Consider the following 24,729-nt stretch of genomic DNA (forward strand, 5'->3'; position numbering starts at 1 on the left):
CTTCTCCTGTATATGGACAATAAGGTTACGGTGATCTGGTTTAAAAATAAAATTGATTATATATTTATAATTAATCTTTATAAGTGGTAAGTGAAACGCTATCGGTGGGATACGACTATGCATATTACGCTACGACAACTTGAAGTGTTTGCTGAAGTACTGAAAAGCGGTTCAACAACCCAGGCGTCGGTCATGCTGTCATTATCGCAGTCCGCCGTTAGCGCCGCGCTCACCGATCTGGAAGGTCAGCTCGGCGTACAGTTGTTTGATCGGGTGGGGAAACGGCTGGTGGTCAACGAACATGGGCGCTTGTTATATCCGCGCGCGCTGGCATTGCTGGAGCAAGCGGTAGAAATTGAGCAGCTATTTCGTGAAGATAACGGCGCGATACGGGTTTATGCCAGTAGCACCATCGGCAATTACATTTTACCCGCCATGATTGCCCGCTATCGCCAGCATTATCCGGCCTTGCCGCTGGAGCTCAGCGTGGGAAACAGCCAGGACGTGATTAACGCGGTGCTGGATTTTCGGGTTGATATCGGCCTGATTGAAGGACCATGTCACAGTACAGAGATTATCTCTGAGCCGTGGCTGGAAGATGAGCTGGTGGTCTTTGCCGCGCCGTCCTCGCCGCTGACGCAGGGGCCGGTGACGCTGGAACAGCTTGCGGCATCCCCATGGATTTTACGCGAGCGCGGTTCCGGTACGCGGGAAATTGTCGATTATTTGCTGTTGTCGCATTTGCCGCGCTTTCATATGGCGATGGAGTTGGGGAATTCAGAAGCGATCAAACATGCGGTGCGTCATGGACTGGGGATAAGCTGTTTATCGCGCCGGGTGATTGCTGAACAACTCCAGGCGGGAACCCTGGGCGAAGTCGCGGTGCCGTTACCGCGCCTGGTGCGCACGTTGTGGCGTGTTCATCATCGGCAGAAACATCTTTCTAACGCGTTGCAGCGTTTTTTGAGTTACTGTGAATAAAGGTGAAGAGGAGGGCTGCCCGGGCGGCATCGCCATTTTTAGTATCCGCTTACGTATACGTTATTCTCTGCTTTACTTATAATCCGTGGCCGGTCATGAAGGTCTCTTATAACCGCGCATTTGTGTCGGAAGGATAGTATTTCGTCTGTTACAATCGCGCCTCATTTTTTGGATGGATAGCATTTCCACATGGGTTCCAAAACTAAAACCACAGAAGCGCCCGCGCTACGTCGCGAATTAAAGGCGCGTCACCTGACGATGATTGCCATTGGCGGCTCCATCGGGACAGGTCTTTTCGTTGCATCTGGTGCGACAATTTCTCAGGCGGGGCCAGGCGGCGCGCTGTTTTCTTATATTCTGATTGGTTTGATGGTCTACTTCCTGATGACCAGTCTTGGCGAGCTGGCGGCCTATATGCCGGTATCTGGCTCGTTTGCGACATATGGTCAGAACTATGTGGAAGAAGGCTTTGGTTTCGCGCTGGGCTGGAACTACTGGTACAACTGGGCGGTGACTATCGCTGTTGACCTGGTTGCCGCACAATTGGTGATGGGCTGGTGGTTCCCGGACACGCCGGGCTGGATCTGGAGCGCGCTATTCCTCTGCGTCATTTTCTTGCTGAACTACATTTCTGTACGTGGTTTTGGCGAGGCGGAGTACTGGTTCTCGTTAATTAAAGTCGCGACCGTTATTATCTTCATCATCGTTGGCGTAGCGATGATTATCGGTATCTTTAAAGGTGTCGAGCCGGTCGGCTGGAGCAACTGGACGACCGGCGATGCGCCTTTCGCTGGCGGTTTTGCGGCAATGATTGGCGTCGCGATGATCGTGGGCTTCTCTTTCCAGGGAACTGAGCTGATTGGTATTGCCGCCGGGGAATCTGAAAACCCGGAGAAGAATATTCCACGCGCGGTGCGTCAGGTGTTCTGGCGTATTCTGCTGTTTTATGTTTTCGCGATTTTGATTATCAGCCTGATCATTCCTTATACCGATCCAAATCTGCTGCGTAACGACGTCAAAGACATTAGCGTCAGTCCGTTTACCTTAGTGTTCCAGCATGCGGGCTTGTTGTCTGCGGCGGCGATAATGAATGCGGTTATCCTGACGGCGGTACTGTCTGCGGGTAACTCCGGGATGTATGCCTCGACCCGTATGCTCTACACCCTGGCCTGTGACGGTAAGGCCCCGCGTATTTTTGCGAAATTGTCCCGCGGCGGCGTACCGCGCAATGCGCTTTATGCCACCACCGTGATTGCCGGTCTTTGCTTTTTGACCTCAATGTTCGGCAACCAGACGGTCTATCTGTGGCTGTTGAACACCTCCGGTATGACGGGCTTCATCGCCTGGCTGGGGATTGCCATTAGCCATTATCGCTTCCGTCGCGGTTACGTGTTACAAGGGTATGATGTGAATGATTTGCCGTACCGTTCCGGGTTCTTCCCGCTGGGGCCGATTTTCGCCTTTGTACTGTGCCTGATTATTACGTTGGGGCAGAACTATGAAGCGTTCCTGAAAGATACCATCGACTGGGGCGGCGTCGCGGCGACCTATATCGGTATTCCGCTGTTCCTGCTTATCTGGTTCGGCTACAAGCTGATAAAAGGTACGCATTTCGTGCGCTATAGCGAAATGCACTTCCCGGAACGCGTTAAAAAGTAACGCGGTATTCTCGTCATAGGCCGGATAGGCTTTATGCCGCTATCCGGCACGGACAGCCTGAACCTGACCCTTCTAACCCTCTCATTCGAGAGGGTTTTTTGTTTTTTCTTTATGATTGGTTCAAATGACATAATTATTAACAATTAAATTGATAATTATTATCGTTTGCTTTATCGTTACGCTCGAAATCAGAAAGGATGAAGATTCGGGCGCGACCGTCACTAATGAGCCCGACTCGCCTGCATAAAAAGAGTTCGCCGTGATAACCGTTATCGCAGGCGAAACGTAATGCGTTGTGAGCGATAACCGATTTTTTTGTCGTATTTACCTCATGGAGAAATGGAATGTTTAGGTTTAACCCTTTCGTTCGGGTAGGGCTTTGTATGTCCGCAGTTACGTTGGCCTGGCCGGTTGCCGCGGCAACGGATGATGGTGAAACCATGGTCGTTACCGCGTCCGCCATCGAACAAAATCTGAAAGATGCGCCAGCAAGTATCAGCGTCATTACCCAACAAGATTTACAGCGCAGGCCCGTGCAAAACCTGAAAGATGTCCTGAAAGAGGTGCCGGGCGTACAGCTCACTAACGAAGGGGATAACCGTAAAGGCGTGAGTATTCGTGGTCTGGACAGCAGTTATACGCTGATCCTGATCGACGGTAAGCGCGTTAACTCCCGTAACGCGGTCTTCCGCCATAATGATTTTGATCTGAACTGGATACCGGTTGACGCTATCGAACGTATTGAAGTGGTGCGTGGCCCCATGTCCTCGCTGTATGGCTCCGATGCGCTGGGCGGCGTGGTCAACATTATCACCAAAAAAATTGGTCAGAAATGGCACGGCAGCGTCACGGTTGACTCCACTATTCAGGAACATCGCGACCGTGGCGATACCTATAACGGTCAGTTCTTTACCAGCGGTCCGCTGATCGACGGCGTGCTGGGAATGAAAGCCTACGGTAGCCTGGCGAAACGCGAAAAAGACGAGCAGCAGAGTTCCGCCACCACCGCTACGGGTGAAACGCCGCGCATTGAAGGATTTACCAGCCGGGATGGAAACGTCGAGTTTGCCTGGACACCAAACGAAAATCATGACGTTACCGCAGGCTATGGTTTTGATCGCCAGGACCGGGACTCCGACTCGCTGGATAAAAATCGTCTGGAACGGCAAAACTACGCGTTGAGCCATAACGGACGTTGGGATCTCGGCAACAGCGAGCTCAAGTTCTATGGCGAAAAAGTGGAAAACAAAAACCCCGGCAACAGTAGCCCTATCACGTCAGAAAGCAATTCGATTGACGGGAAATACGTTCTGCCGTTAGCGTCTGTCAACCAGTTCCTCACCTTCGGCGGCGAATGGCGTCACGATAAACTGAGCGATGCGGTGAACCTGACCGGCGGTTCCAGTACTAAAACCTCCGCCAGCCAGTATGCTCTGTTCCTTGAAGATGAGTGGCGCATCTTCGAACCGCTGGCGCTGACCACCGGTATTCGTATGGATGACCATGAAACCTATGGCGATCACTGGAGCCCGCGTGCTTATCTGGTTTATAACGCAACGGATACCCTGACGGTGAAAGGTGGGTGGGCTACGGCCTTTAAAGCGCCGTCGCTATTGCAATTAAGTCCGGACTGGGCGACCAACTCCTGCCGTGGCGGATGCCGCATTGTCGGTAGCCCGGATCTGAAACCTGAAACCAGTGAAAGCTGGGAGCTCGGCCTTTATTACCGGGGCGAAGAAGGCATACTGGAGGGCGTGGAAGCGAGCGTTACCACGTTCCGTAACGATGTGGACAATCGCATCAGCATTAGCCGTACCCCTGACGTTAACGCTGCGCCCGGCTATTCCAACTTTGTCGGTTTCGAAACCAACAGTCGGGGACAGCGCGTTCCGGTCTTCCGTTATTACAACGTGAATAAAGCGCGTATTCAGGGCGTGGAAACCGAGTTGAAAGTTCCGTTTAACGAGGCGTGGAAACTGTCGTTGAATTACACCTATAACGACGGACGCGACGTCAGTAATGGCGGGAACAAGCCGCTTTCCGATCTGCCGTTCCACACCGCGAATGGTACGCTTGACTGGAAACCGGCGCAGCTCGAAGACTGGTCATTCTACGTATCAGGGAATTATACCGGGCGTAAGCGGGCCGACAGCGCAACGGCGAAAACGCCGGGCGGGTACGTGGTCTGGGATACCGGCGCGGCATGGCAGGCGACGAAAAACGTTAAACTGCGTGCGGGCGTTCTGAACGTGGGCGATAAAGATCTCAAACGCGACGACTACGGTTATACCGAAGACGGACGCCGTTACTTTATGGCGGTGGATTACCGTTTCTGACAGAGACTGGCGACAGCCGCGTTTTGCCGCTGTCGCCAGAATGTTATAACCGATGCAGCCTGGAGAGCAGCGCCAGCGACAGAGTCGTTAGCAGAATGGCGATCACCGCATAGATATAAACGCCCGACCACGCCCAGCTATTTTTCACCATAATTACCGGCACACCGGCCATTGCCGCGCCGACATAGCTGAACAATCCCCGAAAGCCGGTAATCGATCCCGCCGCATCCTTATGGGTCACATCCAGACAGCCGACGGCAAAAAGCATATGCGGTCCGTATAAGGCGAAGCCCATGATGGTGAACAGAATCGCGGTGAGGGTGTAAGAGGTATCCTGAACTAGCGGCACCAGCACGATGCATATGCACAGCGCTAACGCGAAGATTAATCCGGTCATCCAGCGGTTACTTTTGAACATAAAGTCAGACAAGTAGCCTGCCAGCAACCCACCTGCCAGTCCGCCCGCCTCAAACCAGGAAATAATCGAGTTCGCTTTTATCAGGCTCCAGCCGTGAACCTGCGAATAGTAAATCTGCGGCCAGTCGTTAAGAATAGTGCGCGCAATATAAACCGACATATCACCGATAATAATGATCCATACCAGTGGATTGGTCAGGATATATTTCACAAAAATCTGCCAGAAGCTCAGGTTGACCGGGCTGGCCTTGACCTGGGCCAGTTCCGTCGGGTCGTTACGCCACTGCCCCACGTTGGGCAAACCTAACGTACCGGGACGATCTTTAATGGTAAATAGCGCCACTATCCCCATCAGCAGTGAAATGGCGCCGGGAACATAAAACCCCATTTTCCAGCTACCGCTAAAGGCGATAGCAAAGCTGGTCAGCAGCGGCGCGAGGCTGCCGCCGATATTGTGCGCCGCTTCAACGATAGCCCACCAGCGTCCCCGTTCGTTTTTCGAAAACCACGAGGCCATAATTTTCGCCATCGGCGGAAAGCTGGTGCCCTGTAATATCGCGTTGAGGCTGTACAGTACGTAGACTGCCGCCACGCTATCGGAAAAGCCGAACAGAATATTTACAATCCCCACGCCAATCAGCACCGGGCCGGTCATGGCTTTCGGGTTAATTTTATCGACCAGCATCCCGCCGACAAACTTCATCGCACCATAAAGAATGTAAAAAATAGAAGACATAATGGCGAAGTCTTCTGCGGTCAGCGACGTTTCCGTCAGCATGGCCGGCATCGCGGCGGAGAAGTTTTTACGGGTAAGATAAAAGACGGCATAAGAGATAAAGACCGAGGCGATAATCTCAAAACGAAATTTTTTATAGGTCTGGTCTATCTCTTTTTTCTCTTTTACAATCGGCTTATCGGGCTGGCTGAAAATAAATGTTTTTATACTCATTTTAAAATTCCCTTCCGGCGAGGTGAGTCGCGTTATAATTCATCTTCAATAAGAAAAAGAAGCAATTCGAAACCGTGATAATTAATCTGATGGTGGATTTTTTCCCGTACAACCGGCTTCGCTTTCCAGGCAATACCGGTGCCAGCATGTTCTAACATCGGCAGATCGTTGGCGCCATCACCGCAGGCAATAATATTCTCCGTGGTAATATTTAACCGGGCAGCCAGGTCAACCAGCGTCTGTTTTTTGTTTGCGGCATTCATAATCGGCAAAGTAATGTTATCCGTCAGAACGTTATCGCGTATTTCAACCGTATTCGAAAAGGCATAATCCAGTTGATACCGTTCTTTTAGACGCTGGGTGAATATATCCAGTCCCCCGGAGATAATCGCGGTTTTAAATCCTTTGGCCTTGATGACTGGCAGAATAGTTAACAGGCTTGGCGAAAGGGTCATGCGATCGCATACGGCGTTCAGCACTGCTTTCGGCGTGCCTTTCAACATTCCGATACGTCGGGTAAAACTGGCGTTAAAATCAAGCTTGCCCTCCATCGCCTGTTGGGTAATGGCGGTGATTTGCGTCGACATGCCAAGCTCGCGGGCAATTTCATCCACGCCTTCTTCCGCAATAAATGTGGAGTCCATATCAAACGCGATAATACCGTTAGCAGGCAGTGGCTGCGGCTTAATAAAAAAATCAAACTGCCATTGCAATGAGAGTTCGCGTAAATAGCGATAAAATTCAGGCGTCAGACATTCCGCTGGCAGCGTAAGTTTTAAATAAGCAGTATTGATAAGCGCGGCATAACGTTTATCAAATAATAGCGGAAACGGCATGGTGACGGCATTTAATAACGTTTCCTGTAATTTTTTCTGAAACGTATCGATATCCTGTGTAGTAATAAAATAAATAATGCTCATATGATAACTCCCTTAATTTACGGGTATTATAATGGCTCTTTTGCGGCGAAGATTCTCGTGCTATCACAGATATCACAGCCAGAAAAGGGCTAAAAAAGCGTTGTTTTTGATACCAGGTAAAGTTCAGACACAAAAGGTATCACTTTTGATATGCCAACTGTGCGAGGATGTTATTTATTACTGAACGCGAATGAGACTGAAAGGATTGATATAACGATGGAGAGTTGCCTTGATATATTCAAAATAGTAATAGGTCCATCCAGCTCACGTACCGTAGGGCCGATGCGCGCCGCCTGTCACTTTATTTCATTGCTCAGAGAACAAGAGACGTTGCCGCTAATTCGGGAAATTGAAATCGAGCTGTATGGCGCGTTATCGTTAAGCCGCAAGTGCCACAATGTGGATACCGCCCTTTATCTTGGGCTACTGGGTTGCCAGCCGGAGAATGTCGATCTCCGTTCGCATATGGCGGTGATTAAGCGTGCGGAAAATGAAAACAAAATCGAACTCCCGCTCTCCGACGCGGGCGGAATCACGATAAAAGTCAAGATTATCGCCAATCACCAGGCGCATCCAGGCCATCCTTATGCCATGACGTTTCGCGCCAGGGATGATTATTTTACGGTGTATGAAGAGACCTGGTTTTCTACCGGCGCCGGGCAGGTTCGTAAACATGGCGAGCCGCTGACGCCATCGCTTCCTTTGCGTACAGTGTCGCCCTTTGAATTTAGTCATGCCGCGCAGTTGCTGGCGCTGTGTCGGCGTAACGGCCTGTCCGTGGCGGCGCTGATGATGAAAAATGAGCTGTGCCGCCACTCGCCACAGACGTTGCAGAATTATCTGGCGCAAATATGGGACGTGATGTAGCAGGCGGTTTATCGCGGCCTGCATACTGAGGGGGTATTACCCGGTCCCTATCAGGTACCGCGGCGCGCCTGTGCGTTACATAAGACGTTACAGGCGAACCGTTCCGCCAGCGATTTTTTAACCGCGCTGAACTGGGTCAATGCCTTCGCGATTGCGGTAAGCGAAGAAAATGCCAGCGGCGGACAGATTGTTACCGCGCCAACCAATGGCGCGTGCGGCATCATTCCGGCAGCGCTTTGCTGGTATGATAAATTTGTCACGCCGCTGGAGCCCGGTGCTCTGACCCGTTTCTTCCTGACCGCCGCCGCTATCGCGATGTTGTTTAAACAAAACGCCTCTATTCTGGGATCTGAAGTTGGCTGTCAGGGGGAAATCGGCGTGGCGTGCTCAATGGCGGCGGCGGGCCTGGCTGAACTAATGGGCGCATCCGTGGAGCAAACGCTGAGCGCCGCTGAAATTGCCATGGAACATCATCTGGGATTGACCTGCGATCCGCTGGGCGGACAGGTACAAATTCCCTGCATAGAGAGAAACGCCATCTCTGCCGTGAAAGCGATAAACGCGGCGACGATGGCGATGAGTCGCGTAAGCGAACCCTGTATTTCGCTCGATGAGATCATTGCTGCGATGTACGAGACCGGTAAAGACATGAGCGCTAAATACCGTGAAACGTATCATGGTTCGCTGGGGAAAATTCAGCCGCGCAAGAGAGGGTAACAGCGTGAAATACAATACGATGAATAACGATGAGATTATCCTGTCGTTGTGCGCCCGCTTAAAGGAGACGCGTCTGTCTCTTTCGATGACCCAGCAGCAGCTTGCCGATCGCGCGCACGTTGGCATCGCCACCATCAAGCGTATCGAGAGGGGGGGAGGGCTCAATCTTGATACGTTAATTTCTCTCCTGCGGGCGCTGGATAAGTTGCATAATCTTGATGCGGTGCTGTTTGAATCCGAGCTGCGTAATTTTCACGAAAGTTATGAAGGCGGAGAGGGCAGCGGCCGCCTTCAGGTACGCCAGCAGGCCGCAGACTTAAATAATAAATCTTCCGCGCCGCAGTCAGAGGAGGTGAATTACAGCGCGGCGCTGGAAAATTCATTATGTTGGTGACGTCTCACGCTCGTCCCGTAAATACCGGGCATGAAAGCGCAGATGGTCCTCAATGAAGGACGCAATAAAATAATAGCTATGATCGTAGCCGGGCTGGATTCGTAGCGTCATCGGCCAGGCGGTTTGCCGCGCGGCTTCCGCCAGTACGGCGGGCTGAAGCTGATCGGCGAGGAATTGATCGCTGTCACCCTGATCGATGAGCACAGGAATGGCGTCCTGCGGCTGGCTGGCCAGCATTAATTCGCAGCTATCCCACTCAGTCCAGGCTGATTCATCTTCGCCGAGATAAGCGGTAAGCGCTTTGATTCCCCACGGCACGCGGCTGGGGTTGACGATGGGCGCAAAAGCAGAGACGCTGGTGTATTTTCCCGGATTTTTCAGCGCCATGATTAACGCGCCGTGGCCGCCCATCGAGTGCCCGCTGATGGCGCAATGGTCGCTGACGTTAAACTGTGTCTGGATAAGCGCCGGAAGCTCATCGCGCAGGTAATCGTACATGCGATAATGGCTGGCCCAGGGCGGCTGTGTGGCATTGAGATAAAACCCGGCGCCGTGGCCTAAATCGTATCCGCTATCGTCGGCGACCTGTTCACCGCGTGGACTGGTATCCGGCATCACCAATACAATGCCCAGTTCTGCTGCGATACGCTGCGCGCCTGCTTTGGTGGTAAAGTTCTCATCATTGCAGGTCAACCCGGACAACCAGTACAGTACCGGAGGCGGTTCATTATCCTGAGTCGGCGGAAGAAAAATGCTGAATGTCATGGCGCAGTTTAGCGTGGCGGCATGATGACGCCAGCGCTGCTGCCAGCCGCCAAAACATCGGTGCTCTTCGAGCATTTCCATGCGGGGGCTCCTTTTATGGTGAACCTGATAAGGTATGCAGATTCTTCATAATACAGATTATTCACCGCGTTGTGAGTAACTTTCACTTCCGTAATACATAAACATGCTTCATCATTTAAATAACGTTGCGTTAACAAATATGCCCTTTGTCCTGCCAGCATTCTCGCACCGGAAAAGATGTCATGAAAGGCAGCGACAATTTCAACAATTATGGGCGTGAATACTGGATTATGTGCGCTACCTCACGCACAATAATCACACTGTCACAATATTGACAAACTTTGCCCCATGCAGGGCAGAGGCGCCACACCTGCAGGAGAACACGATTAATGCCATCACTCAGTAAAGAAGCGGCCCTGGTTCATGACGCGCTGGTTGCCCGGGGGCTGGAAACGCCGCTGCGCCCGCCTATGGATGAACTGGATAATGAAACGCGAAAAAGCCTTATCGCAGGGCATATGACTGAGATTATGCAGTTGCTGAATCTCGATTTGAGCGATGACAGTCTGATGGAAACGCCGCATCGTATCGCTAAGATGTACGTTGACGAGATTTTCGCTGGCCTCGACTATGCCAATTTCCCGAAAATTACCCTCATTGAAAATAAAATGAAGGTGGATGAAATGGTCACCGTCCGCGATATCACGCTGACCAGCACCTGTGAACATCACTTCGTGACCATTGATGGCAAAGCGACCGTCGCGTATATCCCCAAAGATTCCGTGATCGGCCTGTCAAAAATTAACCGCATCGTGCAATTCTTCGCCCAGCGTCCGCAGGTTCAGGAACGTTTGACCCAACAAATTCTGACGGCGCTGCAAACCTTGCTCGGCACCAATAATGTAGCGGTATCGATTGATGCGGTGCATTACTGCGTGAAAGCGCGCGGTATTCGTGACGCAACCAGCGCCACGACGACGACGTCGCTGGGCGGATTGTTTAAGTCCAGCCAGAATACGCGCCAGGAGTTTCTGCGTGCCGTTCGCCATCATCCATGATTAAGGCGGAGACGATGGAGCGTAATGTCACGCTGGATTTTGTACGTGGCGTCGCTATCCTCGGTATCCTGCTTCTTAACATTAGCGCCTTTGGATTGCCGAAGGCGGCTTATCTCAATCCCGCCTGGTACGGCGCGATCGTTCCCGAAGACGCCTGGTCCTGGGCGATTCTCGATATTGTGGCGCAGGCTAAGTTTCTTACGCTGTTCGCGTTGTTGTTTGGCGCGGGGCTACAAATGCTGCTTCTGCGTGGTAAACAGTGGATTCAGTCGCGCTTAACGCTATTGGTACTGTTAGGTTTTATCCATGCGTTATTCTTTTGGGACGGCGACATTCTGCTGGCCTACGGTCTGGTCGGGTTAATTTGCTGGCGACTGGTACGCGACGCGCCTTCGGTAAAAAGCCTGTTCAATACCGGCATACTCCTTTATCTGGTCGGGATTGGCGTGCTACTGCTGCTGGGCGTGGTATCGAGTAGCGAAACCAGCCGCGCCTGGACGCCGGATGCGTCGGCAATATTGTATGAAAAATACTGGAAGCTGAACGGCGGCATGGAGGCTATCAGCAACCGGGCAGAGATGCTGTCGAATAGTTTACTGGCGCTCGGCGCGCAGTATGGCTGGCAACTGGCGGGTATGATGCTGTTGGGCGCCGCGCTAATGCGTAGCGGCTGGCTGAAAGGTCAGTACAGTCTGCGGCACTATCGCCGTACCGGGGCTCTGCTGGTGGCGTTAGGGCTAATGATCAACCTGCCTGCGGTCATTTTACAATGGCGGCTGGACTGGGCGTACCGCTGGTGCGCCTTCTTATTGCAGGCGCCGCGCGAACTGAGCGCGCCGTTGCAAACGCTGGGCTATGCCGCGCTGATGTTTGGCTTCTGGCCGCAGCTTAGCCGATGCAGACTGACGCTTGCCATTGCCTGCGTAGGGCGAATGGCGCTGACCAATTATTTGCTGCAGACGATCATCTGTACCACACTGTTTTATCAGTTTGGCTTATTTATGGAATTCAATCGGCTGGAACTCTTGTTCTTTGTCGTTCCGGTATGGGCAATAAACCTTCTCTTTTCCGTCATCTGGCTACGTTTCTGGCGACAGGGACCGGTCGAGTGGTTATGGCGTCAACTCACGTTGCGCGCGTCAGGATCGCTCAGATAACGATCTGAATCACATTCATTAACAAAATCGCTGTAACCGTTTCCATCCCTGTGATGTTTCTCACGTAGTCCTGTGCAGGGTGCTGACAAAATAGCCGCCTGTTAACGGGGCATTTGTGAGCATTTTTGAACTCAAACAGGGCAGTGAATATGATCACCATTCGTGATGTAGCGCGCCAGGCTGGCGTGTCTGTAGCGACCGTTTCCCGCGTACTGAATAACAGCGCGTTGGTCAGTCCCGACACCCGTGACGCCGTTATGCAGGCCGTCACCCTGCTGGGATATCGGCCAAATGCGAATGCGCAAGCGCTGGCCACCCAGGTGAGCGACACCATCGGCGTCGTGGTCATGGATGTTTCCGATGCCTTTTTCGGCGCTCTGGTGAAAGCCGTAGATCTGGTCGCGCAGCAGCACCAGAAATATGTTCTCATTGGCAACAGTTATCATGAGGCGGAAAAAGAGCGCCATGCGATTGAAGTCTTGATCCGTCAGCGTTGTAACGCATTGATTGTTCACTCAAAAGCCTTAACCGATCGCGAGCTGAGCGACTTTATGGATCAGATCCCCGGTATGGTGCTGATTAACCGTATCGTGCCGGGTTATGCGCATCGTTGTGTCTGTCTCGACAATGTGAGCGGCGCCAGAATGGCGACCCGAATGTTGCTGAATAATGGACATCAACGCATCGGCTACCTGGCCTCCAGCCACCGTATTGAAGATGACGCGATGCGCAGAGAAGGGTGGTTACACGCGCTGCAAGAGCAGGGGGTTGCTGCGTCGGAGAGCTGGATTGGCACCGGCACGCCGGATATGCAGGGCGGCGAGTCGGCAATGGTTGAGTTGCTGGGACGCAATCTGCAACTGACGGCGGTATTTGCCTATAACGATAACATGGCGGCGGGCGCGCTGACGGCGTTAAAAGATAACGGCATCGCCATTCCCTTGCATCTGTCTGTCATCGGTTTCGATGATATCCCTATTGCTCGTTATACCGATCCTCAGTTGACTACCGTGCGCTATCCTATTGCTTCTATGGCGAAAATCGCGACCGAGCTGGCGTTACATGGGGCCGCAGGCACGCTGGATATCACGGCGACGCACTGCTTTATGCCGACCCTGGTGCGGCGCCATTCGGTGGCGTGGCGACAGAATGCGGTACTGATCACTAACTGATTACGCCCCGCATGTAACCGTTTTCAATCTGTGAGTAAATTCACAGTTTATTAACATTGTGATAGCTATGATGACAACGTTTGTCGCACTGTAACTAATGTGTAACAGTTAGTTGTCAGTTTTGCTGGGGTATTTCGCTTATAAAAACCGTTATCACAATATCCCGCGACTACCGGACAAAAATAAAGAGTTGAATAAGAGCCTATCCCATTAGGGCTATTTTACTTGCCATTTTGGTCCTGGGCAGTGCTCGCCAAAACGCGTTAGCGTTTTGAACGCCGCTAGCGGCGGCCCGAAGGGCGAGCGTAGCGAGTCAAACCTCACGTACTACGTGTACGCTCCGGTTTTTGCGCGCTGTCCGTGTCCAAACTGGCTGCGCCAATAACGCTTGGTGGGATAGGCTCTAAATACGCTTCGGCGTTCAGTAACATGTGTTAACGTGCTGAACAGCCGGGCATTTTTTTACGCTATACCCTACATAATAAAACCGGAGCTACCATGAATAAGAAGGTACTGACCCTTTCTGCCGTGATGGCAAGTCTGTTATTCGGCGCGCACGCACACGCGGCTGATACTCGTATTGGCGTGACGATTTATAAATATGACGATAACTTTATGTCCGTGGTGCGTAAGGCTATTGAAAAAGATGGCAAATCCGCGCCGGATGTTCAGCTACTGATGAATGACTCGCAAAACGATCAGTCCAAACAGAATGATCAAATTGACGTTTTATTGGCGAAAGGGGTTAAAGCTCTGGCGATTAACCTGGTCGACCCGGCAGCCGCCGGTACGGTGATTGAGAAAGCGCGCGGGCAAAATGTGCCGGTGGTGTTCTTTAACAAAGAGCCTTCCCGCAAAGCGCTGGACAGCTATGACAAGGCGTATTATGTCGGGACTGACTCTAAAGAATCCGGTGTGATTCAGGGCGACTTGATTGCCAAACACTGGCAGGCGAATCAGGGTTGGGATCTGAATAAAGACGGTAAAATTCAGTATGTTCTGCTGAAAGGCGAGCCGGGGCACCCGGATGCGGAAGCCCGTACGACGTATGTGGTGAAAGAGTTAAATGCTAAAGGTATTCAGACCGAGCAACTGGCGTTAGACACCGCCATGTGGGATACCGCGCAGGCAAAAGATAAGATGGATGCCTGGCTGTCTGGCCCGAACGCTAACAAGATTGAAGTGGTTATCGCGAATAACGATGCGATGGCGATGGGCGCGGTAGAGGCGCTGAAAGCGCATAATAAATCGTCGATTCCGGTCTTTGGCGTCGATGCGTTACCGGAAGCCCTGGCGCTGGTGAAATCGGGCGCGATGGCCGGTACGGTACTGAATGACGCCAACAATCAGGCGAAAGCGACATTCGATCTGGCGAAAAACCTCGCCGAAGGCAAGGGCGCGGCTGACGGCACCAGCTGGAAGATTGAGAACAAAATCGTGCGCGTGCCTTATGTCGGCGTGGGCAAAGACAATCTGAGCGAATTTACCCAAAAATAACTTTTCCGTCTGTGGGCGCAATTTTGTTGCGCCCTGAAACCGTGGAAGGGTGACGCGCCGCAGACCGGATAACGTATTTCTTTTGCCATCCGGCGCGGATAGTCATAATTAAAAAGGCCGACAGGGTATCATTATGGGCAGCACGATCTCTCCGTCGTCGGGTGAATATTTGTTGGAAATGCGTGGCATTAACAAATCATTTCCCGGCGTGAAAGCGCTTGATAATGTCAACTTAAACGTTCGTCCGCACTCTATTCATGCATTAATGGGTGAAAACGGCGCAGGCAAATCAACATTATTAAAATGTCTTTTCGGTATTTATCAAAAAGACTCCGGCAGCATTGTATTTCAGGGAAAAGAAGTGGACTTCCATTCGGCGAAAGAAGCGCTGGAGAATGGGATTTCGATGGTACACCAGGAGTTAAATCTGGTATTACAACGTTCGGTCATGGATAACATGTGGTTGGGACGTTATCCCACCAAAGGTATGTTTGTCGACCAGGATAAAATGTACCAGGATACCAAAGCGATATTTGATGAGCTGGATATCGATATTGACCCGCGCGCGCGCGTAGGAACGTTATCCGTTTCGTAAATGCAGATGATCGAAATTGCGAAGGCGTTTTCCTATAATGCTAAGATCGTTATTATGGATGAACCGACCTCATCGTTAACTGAGAAAGAGGTTAATCATCTGTTCACCATTATTCGCAAGCTGAAAGAACGCGGCTGCGGTATTGTTTATATCTCGCATAAAATAGAAGAAATTTTTCAATTGTGCGATGAAATTACTATCTTGCGCGACGGTCAGTGGATTGCCACCCAGCCGCTGGAAGGGCTGGATATGGATAAGATCATTGCGATGATGGTCGGGCGTTCCCTGAACCAGCGCTTCCCGGATAAAGAAAATAAGCCGGGCGACGTGATTCTGGAGGTACGTCACCTGACCTCGCTGCGCCAGCCTTCCATTCGCGATGTCTCCTTTGATTTGCACAAGGGCGAAATTCTGGGCATTGCCGGTCTGGTTGGGGCAAAGCGTACCGATATCGTCGAAACGCTGTTTGGCATTCGTGAGAAGTCGTCCGGGACAATCACTTTACATGGCAAGAAAATTAATAATCACACTGCGAACGAAGCGATTAACCACGGTTTTGCGTTGGTGACGGAAGAGCGTCGTTCCACCGGAATTTACGCCTATCTGGATATCGGATTTAACTCATTAATTTCGAATATCCGTAATTATAAAAATAAAGTGGGCTTACTGGATAATTCCCGTATGAAAAGCGACACCCAATGGGTCATTGATTCCATGCGGGTAAAAACGCCGGGGCATCGCACGCAAATTGACTCACTTTCCGGCGGCAATCAGCAAAAGGTGATCATTGGACGTTGGCTATTAACGCAGCCGGAAATATTAATGCTGGACGAACCGACCCGCGGTATTGATATCGGCGCAAAATTTGAAATTTATCAGCTTATTGCGGAACTGGCGAAAAAAGGCAAGGGGATCATCATTATCTCTTCTGAAATGCCGGAGCTGTTAGGGATTACCGATCGTATCCTGGTGATGAGTAACGGTCTCGTTTCCGGCATTGTCGATACTAAAACAACAACGCAAAACGAAATTTTGCGTCTTGCTTCTTTGCACCTTTAAGATCAGGAGCTCCTTATGAGTGCGTTAAACAAGAAAAGCTTTTTGACCTGGCTGAAAGAGGGCGGAATTTACGTCGTTCTTTTAGTGTTGCTGGCGATTATTATTTTCCAGGACCCGACTTTTTTAAGTTTGCTGAATTTAAGTAATATTCTGACGCAATCTTCGGTACGTATTATTATCGCGCTGGGCGTGGCGGGACTCATCGTCACCCAGGGGACAGACCTGTCGGCGGGGCGTCAGGTAGGGCTGGCGGCGGTCGTGGCGGCAACATTACTGCAATCAATGGAAAACGCCAATAAAGTGTTTCCGGAAATGGCGACCATGCCGATTGCGCTGGTCATCCTGATTGTCTGCGCGATTGGCGCGGTGATTGGCCTGGTGAACGGCATCATCATTGCTTACCTGAACGTGACGCCGTTTATTACCACGCTTGGCACGATGATTATCGTTTATGGGATCAACTCCCTTTACTATGATTTTGTCGGCGCTTCGCCCATTTCCGGCTTTGACAGCGGCTTTTCCACCTTTGCACAGGGCTTTGTGGCGATGGGCAGTTTCCGGCTCTCATACATCACCTTTTACGCTCTGATTGCGGTAGCGTTTGTCTGGGTGCTGTGGAATAAGACCCGTTTTGGTAAAAACATTTTTGCTATTGGCGGCAACCCGGAGGCGGCGAAAGTTTCTGGCGTAAACGTGGCGCTGAACCTGCTGATGATTTATGCGCTCTCCGGCGTGTTTTATGCCTTCGGCAGCTTACTGGAAGCAGGGCGTATTGGTTCTGCCACCAACAACCTCGGCTTTATGTATGAACTGGATGCGATTGCCGCGTGCGTTGTCGGGGGCGTATCGTTTAGCGGCGGAGTGGGGACGGTCTTCGGCGTGGTGACCGGCGTCATTATCTTTACCGTCATCAACTATGGCCTGACCTATATCGGGGTAAACCCGTACTGGCAGTACATTATCAAAGGCGGCATTATCATTTTCGCCGTGGCGCTGGACTCGCTGAAATACGCGCGTAAGAAGTAGTTATCCAGACCTATTACTTTGCTTATCAGATAACCCGGCGCAGCGAAACTGCGCGCCGGGCTTCATACCGCGAGCTACAGCGTTAACGCGTGCTCTTTTTCGCCTTTTTTAAATTTGACCTCGCCTAAATCAATACAGGCGACCGGGCAGACATGACCGCACAGCAGACAACCGACGCATTTTTCCGTATTGCAATGCGGCGTGCGGCTGTGTTCATCCCACTCCATCGCCTGATGGCCGCCGTCATAGCAGGAGATATAGCAACGTCCGCAGCCGACGCATTTCTCCTGATTAATCCGCGGATAGACGATATAGCTGCGATCCAGATCTTCCGCCGGGATAATATTGCCATTCGCCAGCCCGATCATCTCCTGTAATGAGGCAAATCCCTGATCGGCCAGATAGTGGCTGAGGCCGCTCGCCATATCTTCTACAATGCGGTAACCGTATTGCATAATGCCTGTCGTCACCTGTAGGGTCGCCGCGCCCAGCAGCAGAAATTCGGCAGCGTCTTCCCAGGTTTCAATGCCGCCGATACCGCTAATCGGGAAATCGCGCAGTTCAGGGTGCATTCGCAACTGCTGGATAAAACGCAGCGCAATGGGTTTCACCGCTTTTCTTGAATAACCGGAGATGCTGGATTTACCGTTAACCACCGGCATCCCGATTTTGCGGTTCAGGTCGATGTTAGTAATGGATTTCACGGTGTTGATGGTGGCGATACCGTCGGCTCCACCGCGTTTAGCGGCCAGCGCGACTTCGCACATATCGCCAATATTCGGCGTCATTTTCGCCAGCATTGGCAAAGATGAACCGCGTTTTACGGCGCGGCAGTATTTTTCAACCAGTTCCGGGCTTTGCCCTACATCGCTTCCCATGGCGTGCGAGGTCATCTGCGGGCAAGAGAAGTTACACTCAATCATATCCGCGCCGGCTTCTTCAACCAGACGCGCCAGTTCCTGCCACTGCTGTTCATTTTCCCCCATGATGGAAGCAATCAGCACCTTATCCGGATAATCCTGTTTTAGCCGTCGAATGGCGGCCAGATTCTCTTCCAGCGGATGCTCAGCAATTTGCTCCATGTTTTTGAAACCAATAAAACCGGTATCTTCTTTCGTCAGGTGGTCAAAACGTGGAGAGACTTCGTTGGCAATAAAAAAACCAATGGTTTTAAAAACGATCCCGCCCCAGCCGGTATCATAGGCTTTGGCGCACATCTCATAACAATTGCCTACCGGAGAAGAAGAAAGGCAAAACGGATTGGGAAACTTAACGCCGCAAAAGGTAACAGACAAATCTTTTGTTAACATGAGCAGGCCTCCTCTAAATAATGATGAATAGCCTGAGCGGCTTCTTTTCCGGTTTTTACCGCATAAACGACGGTCTTATCACCTTTAACAATATCGCCAGCGGCAAAGATCGCCGGGTCGTCGGTTTGATAATTGTGCGTGTCGATAATATTATGCTGCGCTTTTATCTCCGCAAAGTTATCCAGTCGCGCGTGCTGCCCCACGGCCAAAATAATATTTTCCGCTTCCAGCGTCAGTTCTCCTGAGTGGCGTACATGGTGGAAGGTCACTTTATTTCCGCTGACGGCGACAGGCGTAAAGCCATCAATAATCGATACGCCTAATGCCTGCGTGCTGGTAAATTCTTTTTCGCTGGCGGGGAATTGGGCTAATTCTTCCCGCGCCACGCAGGTGACGGAAGGACAGCCGAGAATTTTTAACGTACTGGCGACATCCATCGCTACGTCGCCGCCGCCAATAATTAATGCGCTACGCGGAACGCTAATATCGCCGTCGGCCTGACGGGCGCGCTGTAAAAAATCAACGGCAATCTCTACGTGACTGGCTTGCTCAAATAACGGTAAATCAGAGCCACAGGACATCCCGACGGTCATCAGCACGGCGCGATATTCGGCTTTGAGTTGCGCAAGCGATAGCGACCCGCCCACCTCACAATTACATTTAATATTGACGCCCATTTCTACAATGCGGGCAATTTCCTGATCGAGTACGCTTTGTGGCAGACGAAATGCCGGGATGCCGTGACGCAGCCATCCGCCGGGCTGCGGCTGTTTTTCGTAAATGGTGACGTCATAGCCTAAATGCGTGAGCGTCACGCTTGCCTGCAAACCTGCCGGACCCGCGCCAATAATCGCGACTTTCCCGCGTGTTTTACTCCCGGGCTGATAAATCTGCATGGCAGTCTGCTGTTCAAAATCGGTAATAAAACGTTGCAGGCGTGCAATATCAATAGGTTTATCTATTCCGGAACGTGTACATCCGCGCTGGCATAATTTTTCCGTCGGACAGACTCTGGCGCAGACGGCTCCAAGCGCATTATTTTCCCGGATAGTTTCCGCTGCGCCTTTAAAATTGCGAAAGTAAATAGAACGAATAAATTTCCCCGGATCGGTTTGCGCCGGGCAATCCTGACTACAGGGCGCATCGTGACATAATAAACAACGTGAAGCCTCTTTTATTGCCAGTAATGGCGTAAAACCAGGCGTGAGTTCATCCAGATAATTTTGCTGCGGCATATAATCTTCCTTAATGCTTGAATAAATTAAGGCGAAACGCAAATAACGCGTTTTAATGATCCAAAATCTACCGCCAGCCTAAGCATTGAAAGAAGGGTATTCTGTGAAAGAATTCACAAAAAAATGAAACCAGAATGCAAAACAGCATTTGTTCCTTATATCATAATAATAACTATTCTCAATTTTAAAGGGATAATAAATAGATTAACGATAAAAAAGAAGATAAATAATCATTCCAGTAAATAAAAAACCGCAACCGGTATAAAGAAAAAGATAAGACCAATATTGTACGGGATCGGCATGGCGATAGACATAAACCGGTTTTCGCGCATTTTTGACAACTTTATCTACCGCGCCGGTTCGCCAGCCTTTCCAGGCCTCACAGAAGCAAAAAAGCGGGAGTAGCAGAAAGGCTAATATGACAAATATCGTCTGTACATCCATGATCATTTCCCTTTTTTCTTTTCCAGTTCAAGCAATTGTTCCGGCGTAACGGCCGGATATCCCTGGGCGTCATTCGGCACCTGATGCTGCGTGGGAATAGGTACCAGCGGGCCTAAAAAACGCGGTTCGCGTTTAAAAATATAGAGATCCGCCAGCGCGCTAAAGCGGGCGCCAAATTCGCGCAGGCGCACTGTCAGCATATTTTTGGGCGAAGGTACCGCGTAACACTGCGCCTGAATGCCCATATGCAACGCAATAAACAAGGCGCGTTCGCAGTGGAAGCGCTGAGTGATGATAATAAAGTCGTTGGTATCAAACACTTTGCGGGTACGCACAATGGAGTCAAGCGTACGGAAGCCAGCGTAATCAAGCACAATGTCCGCAGGATCGACGCCCGCCGCGATAAGGTCTTTGCGCATGGTCATCGGTTCGTTATAGCTTTGCAGGGCATTGTCGCCGCTGAGCAGCAGGTAATTGACTTTACCGCTATTGTAAGCGTTTAACGCGCCCTGGATACGATAACGATAGTACTGATTAATGACACCCTTGCGATAGTATTTGGCTGTCCCTAACACGACGCCAACCTGGCGGTAGGGGAGATCCTGTAGCTCGTCATAGATATAGGGCGCTGTTTTCCAGCTCATCCACCGATCGAGGCCAAGCACCGTCAACAGCAGCAAGCCTACCAGGACCAACAGGCTGTAAAACACGCGCTTTAACATGCAGGAAACTCGATACCAGGATGAAAGTACGATCAGGCTACTGTACCCGAAGACGTAGCGCAAGAAACCGCCGTCTGATTGCGGAGATTTTCAGCATGATTTCCCTTGTATCGAGTCGCGGGAGAGGAGAGTCAGGCCGGATAAGACGCCAGTGCGCCGCTATCCGGCACATTTGCTTAGCCGAGAAGCACGCGGTCAATATTATGGCAACCTAACGCTTTCAGCGTTGCGGCGGTGGCATCCCATTGAATTAATGCTGCATCGCCTTTTTCCGCCAGAATCGCGCGCTGAATATCCGCATAGTCATAACCATTGAGACTCAGCAGGTTTAGCGCGCCTTGCAGCGGGGGAAGCGTAGGGTTAAAGGCGGCGTTTTCCGCATAGCTGCCGGTGAAAATACGGCCATCTTTACATTCCAGCGCCACGCCGCTCGGCGAGTGGCTATAAGGCATATGGCTCTTATTGGCTGCCGTAATCGCCGCTTGCGTTAGCGTATCGCCCGTTAACGTAAAGCCATGATCCTGCTCGTCCATCAGCAGCGTTTTGATCTCCAGATCTTTTGGCCCGAAAGCGTCAGGCAGATAATCGCGTAACGTATGCGGCGCGCGGCCCGGCAGATGAATGCGCAGATCCAGACCGCTGTTCAGCTCGTTCATAAACTGGCGACAGTGGCCGCAAGGGGTGTAGTTAACGGTGACGGCGGCGAGCCCTTTTTCGCCGCGTAGCCAGGCGTGGCTAATCGCGCTTTGTTCAGCATGCACAGTTTGTTGCATGGTGGCGCCCAGGAACTCCATATTCGCGCCGAAATACCAGTTGCCGCTAACGCCGCGCGCAATCGCGCCGACGTTAAAATGGGACAAATCGGTACGGGCGCAGGCCGCCGCCAGAGGTAACAGTGCGAAAGCCAGCGCGTCTTCGTCCAGTCTCGCCGTATTTTTAAGCGTCGAGACCTGCTCTGCGGTCAGCATGGCGGGAAAATGGTGGTCCGCCAGGATAGGGGCCAGCGCTGATTGCAAATTATCCGCAAGCTGGGCAAAAGCAGTTTGAAAACGTGGATGCATGGCGTTGCCTCATAACAATGTAATGGAACCGTAGTTTACGGGCCTGCTATGTCTTAATATGTGATCTAAATCTCATTGCTTATGCAACTTGTGAAACTTAAATGAAAAATGCGCGACGTATCGCAAATTTTAACCCGGTCTTTTGTCCCGTCGTTAGCGCATTACCGCCAGAATGAGCGGAAACAAAAAGGGCGCTACCAGCGAGGTAATAATGCCGCAGATCACCAGCGCCAGGGAGCTAAACGCGCCTTCCTGGTAATCCAGCTCGGCGCAGCGCGCAGTACCGAGCGCATGTGAGGTGGTCCCCATTGCCAGCCCGCGTGCGGCTTTAGTACGGATGTGCATCGCGTTTAACAGCGTGTGGCCAAACACCGCGCCCAGAATACCGACAAAAATTACGCATACCGCGCTGATCGCGGGGATGCCGCCGATGCTGCCGCCCACCGCCATCGCGATAGGCGTAGTCACGGATTTAGGCAGTACCGATGCCGCGATTTCAGGCGTTGCGCCCATCAGCAAGGCAACGGATGTCCCGGTAATCATCGCTACCAGACTGCCGACAAAACAGATGCTAATAATGGATTTCCAACGCGCGCGAATCTGGTGCAATTGTTCATAAAGGGGATAGGCCAGTGCCACTACCGCCGGTTGCAGCAGATCGTTAAGTACTTCGCTGCCTTTGAAGTAGTGCTCGTAGGGAATACCGGTCAGCAACAGAAAAGGAATAATGACTACCATTGCCACCAGCAGCGGATTCAGCAACGGCATTTTAAAATGCGCCGCCAGTCGGCGGGCGGCGAAAAATACCGCCAGCGTCAGCGGTAACGACCACCAGATATATGTCATCATTTTTTCGTTCCCTTCTGCCCAACCACTTTACGCTCACCGTGTATCAGATGTGAACTCCAGCTTACGACCACAAAAACGACCAGCGTACTGATAGCGCAAGAGACCACCACCGGGCCGAATTGCGCGCGCAGTAAGTCAAAATATTGCATGACCCCAACGCCAATCGGCACAAACAGCAACGCCATATAACGAATCAGCACATAACAGCCGGGGTTAACCCACTTTGCCGGCAGAATTTGCAGCGCCAGCAATACAAACAGAATTAACATCCCGATAATGCTGCCGGGAATAGTGATAGGAAGCAGTGATGCAAGAAAAATGCCTGCGTACAAACAGGCATAAATCAATACAAAAGCGCGTATATATTGCCAGATAATATTCAGTGACTTACTCATGTTTAAAGCCCTTGATGAGATGGATTCATCATACAATTAAACGTTAAAACGTGCTACCGATCACATCATGAATTCTTAGCATAGTGGGTATAGACAGCAGGAACATCGGGCAATGCCCCTGGTCGGCGGCGTTAAACCTGGGCTAAAAAATACAAAAAGCGACTCAGGGCCAAAGACGGCGTCTCATTCTTACGCCAGAACATCCCTACGCTGCCTTTTTGCTCAATTCTTGGCAAGTTTAAAATCGCCAGTTGCCCCTGGCTGGCATAGCGTTGCGCCAGCCGTAAAGAAAGAATAGAGATCATATCGCTGCTTTGCAGCAAATTGGTGCTGACGTTCATTGACGCCGATTCAATGGTGTTTTCCGGGAGCATGACGCCATTATCGACGAGGGCGTTATCAATACTGATGCGAATAGGGGTGCCGGTTGGCCAGACTATCCACCGCCAGTGCGCCAGATCGCTCCAGGCGATCTGCGCTCGCGCGGCCAGCGGATGGTGCGGACGCGCCACAAAGCAGACCGGCTCGGTATAAAGTACCTGATAATTAAGCGGCAGTTGCAGGGCGCGGCCGCCGACACGCCCTACCACCACATCCACCTGACCGGCAAGCAAATCGTGCAGCAGCGGCGTCATTACCTTCTCTTCAATATTCAGATGCAGCGTCGGCATTTCGTTAAGCAGGCTCAGAATCGCCTGTGATACGCAGTCAGTCGCCACGGGCGAACAGCCGATCTTCAGGCTGCCAACCAGGCCGCCCTGCTTGAAACGGGCGATTTCATACTGTGAACGCTCCAGATCGTTAATTAGGCGCTGGGCGTGCTGGATCAGTAATTTACCGCCTTCCGAGGGCCGTAGCCCTTTACTGTGGCGCTCAAAAAGCGTGATGCCTATCTCATCTTCGAGTTGAGATAGCCACTTCGATAGCGCCGGCTGGGAGATATTCATCATCCGGGCGACGTGCGTCAGGTTGCCCTGTTCGCCCAGCGCAACCAGCGTTTGCAGGTGATGTAATTTCAATTTCTGCGCCCAGTTCGCCATTCGCTATAACCTCCAGGTTATGTCTCTGCCTGAAAAGCCATTGTACATTTTATCGCTCACTCTACAAACTCGTAACATAGCAA

20 protein-coding genes and 2 pseudogenes are annotated in these 24,729 nt (G+C 51.4%); 11 read left to right on the top strand and 11 right to left on the bottom strand.

All coding sequences use genetic code 11. The features are described 5' to 3' along the window. Positions 1-117: 117 nt before the first annotated feature. From yieE to cirA, 3 genes are all read left to right on the top strand, one after another. Positions 118-981 carry a DNA-binding transcriptional regulator YeiE gene (gene yieE, locus J4685_RS18100; RefSeq protein ID WP_000548316.1) on the top strand — a complete coding sequence of 288 codons (864 nt, stop codon included), beginning with the start codon at positions 118-120 and terminating at the stop codon, positions 979-981. A gap of 189 nt (positions 982-1,170) precedes the next feature. After that, the gene (lysP, locus tag J4685_RS18105; protein WP_000535000.1) at positions 1,171-2,640 is read left to right on the top strand and encodes a lysine-specific permease; all 1,470 of its coding nucleotides are present in this window, start codon (positions 1,171-1,173) and stop codon (positions 2,638-2,640) included. Positions 2,641-2,984: 344 nt separating this feature from the next. Beyond that, positions 2,985-4,976 carry a catecholate siderophore receptor CirA gene (gene cirA, locus J4685_RS18110; RefSeq protein ID WP_000488254.1) on the top strand — a complete coding sequence of 664 codons (1,992 nt, stop codon included), beginning with the start codon at positions 2,985-2,987 and terminating at the stop codon, positions 4,974-4,976. Between the two features lie 43 nt (positions 4,977-5,019). Here cirA and J4685_RS18115 read toward each other — a convergent pair whose 3' ends face one another. Both J4685_RS18115 and serB read right to left on the bottom strand, forming a co-directional pair. Beyond that, on the bottom strand, positions 5,020-6,342 hold the full coding sequence (locus J4685_RS18115; protein ID WP_000023810.1) for an MFS transporter: 1,323 nt from the start codon (positions 6,340-6,342) through the stop codon (positions 5,020-5,022). 32 nt (positions 6,343-6,374) lie between these two features. After that, the gene (gene serB / locus J4685_RS18120) at positions 6,375-7,262 is read right to left on the bottom strand and encodes a phosphoserine phosphatase SerB (RefSeq protein ID WP_000022922.1); all 888 of its coding nucleotides are present in this window, start codon (positions 7,260-7,262) and stop codon (positions 6,375-6,377) included. A gap of 216 nt (positions 7,263-7,478) precedes the next feature. Here serB and J4685_RS18125 point away from each other — a divergent pair. Both J4685_RS18125 and J4685_RS18130 read left to right on the top strand, forming a co-directional pair. Next, positions 7,479-8,846, top strand: a pseudogene (locus J4685_RS18125) (L-serine ammonia-lyase). A 4-nt stretch (positions 8,847-8,850) separates the two neighbouring features. Continuing rightward, positions 8,851-9,240: a helix-turn-helix domain-containing protein gene (locus J4685_RS18130; protein WP_000876820.1), complete on the top strand. Its 390-nt coding sequence runs from the start codon at positions 8,851-8,853 to the stop codon at positions 9,238-9,240. Here the strand turns inward: J4685_RS18130 and fghA are convergent. Continuing rightward, positions 9,229-10,086 carry an S-formylglutathione hydrolase gene (fghA, locus tag J4685_RS18135; protein WP_000425480.1) on the bottom strand — a complete coding sequence of 286 codons (858 nt, stop codon included), beginning with the start codon at positions 10,084-10,086 and terminating at the stop codon, positions 9,229-9,231. The two genes, J4685_RS18130 and fghA, sit on opposite strands and share 12 nt — an antisense overlap. A gap of 329 nt (positions 10,087-10,415) precedes the next feature. On the opposite strand from fghA, the gene folE reads away from it, so the two are divergent. From folE to mglC, 6 genes and pseudogenes are all read left to right on the top strand, one after another. Continuing rightward, a complete protein-coding gene (gene folE, locus J4685_RS18140) occupies positions 10,416-11,084 on the top strand; it encodes a GTP cyclohydrolase I FolE (RefSeq protein ID WP_001139611.1) in 669 nt (222 codons plus the stop codon). Positions 11,085-11,098: 14 nt separating this feature from the next. Continuing rightward, on the top strand, positions 11,099-12,241 hold the full coding sequence (yeiB, locus tag J4685_RS18145; RefSeq protein ID WP_011232990.1) for a DUF418 domain-containing protein YeiB: 1,143 nt from the start codon (positions 11,099-11,101) through the stop codon (positions 12,239-12,241). A 149-nt stretch (positions 12,242-12,390) separates the two neighbouring features. Further along, the gene (galS, locus tag J4685_RS18150; RefSeq protein ID WP_000628633.1) at positions 12,391-13,413 is read left to right on the top strand and encodes an HTH-type transcriptional regulator GalS; all 1,023 of its coding nucleotides are present in this window, start codon (positions 12,391-12,393) and stop codon (positions 13,411-13,413) included. Positions 13,414-13,911: 498 nt separating this feature from the next. Further along, on the top strand, positions 13,912-14,910 hold the full coding sequence (mglB, locus tag J4685_RS18155) for a galactose/glucose ABC transporter substrate-binding protein MglB (protein ID WP_001036939.1): 999 nt from the start codon (positions 13,912-13,914) through the stop codon (positions 14,908-14,910). Between the two features lie 133 nt (positions 14,911-15,043). Beyond that, positions 15,044-16,564: pseudogene (mglA, locus tag J4685_RS18160) on the top strand (galactose/methyl galactoside ABC transporter ATP-binding protein MglA). A gap of 15 nt (positions 16,565-16,579) precedes the next feature. After that, positions 16,580-17,590 carry a galactose/methyl galactoside ABC transporter permease MglC gene (mglC, locus tag J4685_RS18165; protein ID WP_001275102.1) on the top strand — a complete coding sequence of 337 codons (1,011 nt, stop codon included), beginning with the start codon at positions 16,580-16,582 and terminating at the stop codon, positions 17,588-17,590. 74 nt (positions 17,591-17,664) lie between these two features. Here the strand turns inward: mglC and preA are convergent, their stop codons facing one another. The 8 genes from preA to J4685_RS18205 form a co-directional block, all read right to left on the bottom strand. Next, positions 17,665-18,900, bottom strand: a complete 1,236-nt coding sequence (preA, locus tag J4685_RS18170; RefSeq protein ID WP_000956100.1) for an NAD-dependent dihydropyrimidine dehydrogenase subunit PreA — start codon at positions 18,898-18,900, stop codon at positions 17,665-17,667. Continuing rightward, positions 18,894-20,135 (bottom strand): NAD(P)-dependent oxidoreductase, encoded by a 1,242-nt coding sequence (locus tag J4685_RS18175; protein ID WP_001136422.1) that lies wholly within the window; start codon positions 20,133-20,135, stop codon positions 18,894-18,896. The genes preA and J4685_RS18175 overlap by 7 nt, the downstream gene beginning before the upstream one ends. 204 nt (positions 20,136-20,339) lie before the next feature. Beyond that, entirely contained in the window at positions 20,340-20,585 is a 246-nt protein-coding gene (locus tag J4685_RS18180) for a DUF2542 family protein (protein WP_000605184.1), read from the bottom strand. Further along, a complete protein-coding gene (gene sanA, locus J4685_RS18185; RefSeq protein WP_000920081.1) occupies positions 20,582-21,301 on the bottom strand; it encodes an outer membrane permeability protein SanA in 720 nt (239 codons plus the stop codon). Before sanA ends, J4685_RS18180 begins: the two co-directional genes overlap by 4 nt. A gap of 176 nt (positions 21,302-21,477) precedes the next feature. Continuing rightward, positions 21,478-22,362 (bottom strand): cytidine deaminase, encoded by an 885-nt coding sequence (cdd, locus tag J4685_RS18190; RefSeq protein WP_000553534.1) that lies wholly within the window; start codon positions 22,360-22,362, stop codon positions 21,478-21,480. Between the two features lie 153 nt (positions 22,363-22,515). Then, positions 22,516-23,211 (bottom strand): CidB/LrgB family autolysis modulator, encoded by a 696-nt coding sequence (locus J4685_RS18195; protein ID WP_000989299.1) that lies wholly within the window; start codon positions 23,209-23,211, stop codon positions 22,516-22,518. Next, the gene (locus J4685_RS18200) at positions 23,208-23,606 is read right to left on the bottom strand and encodes a CidA/LrgA family protein (protein WP_000045719.1); all 399 of its coding nucleotides are present in this window, start codon (positions 23,604-23,606) and stop codon (positions 23,208-23,210) included. The genes J4685_RS18195 and J4685_RS18200 overlap by 4 nt, the downstream gene beginning before the upstream one ends. A 131-nt stretch (positions 23,607-23,737) precedes the next feature. Continuing rightward, complete coding sequence (locus J4685_RS18205) at positions 23,738-24,646, bottom strand: LysR substrate-binding domain-containing protein (RefSeq protein ID WP_000024649.1); 909 nt, start codon at positions 24,644-24,646, stop codon at positions 23,738-23,740. Positions 24,647-24,729: the final 83 nt, after the last annotated feature.

The sequence above is a fragment of the Salmonella sp. 32100201201700099SM genome, from assembly GCF_017572645.1.
In the GTDB taxonomy this organism is placed as follows: Bacteria; Pseudomonadota; Gammaproteobacteria; order Enterobacterales; family Enterobacteriaceae; genus Salmonella; species Salmonella enterica.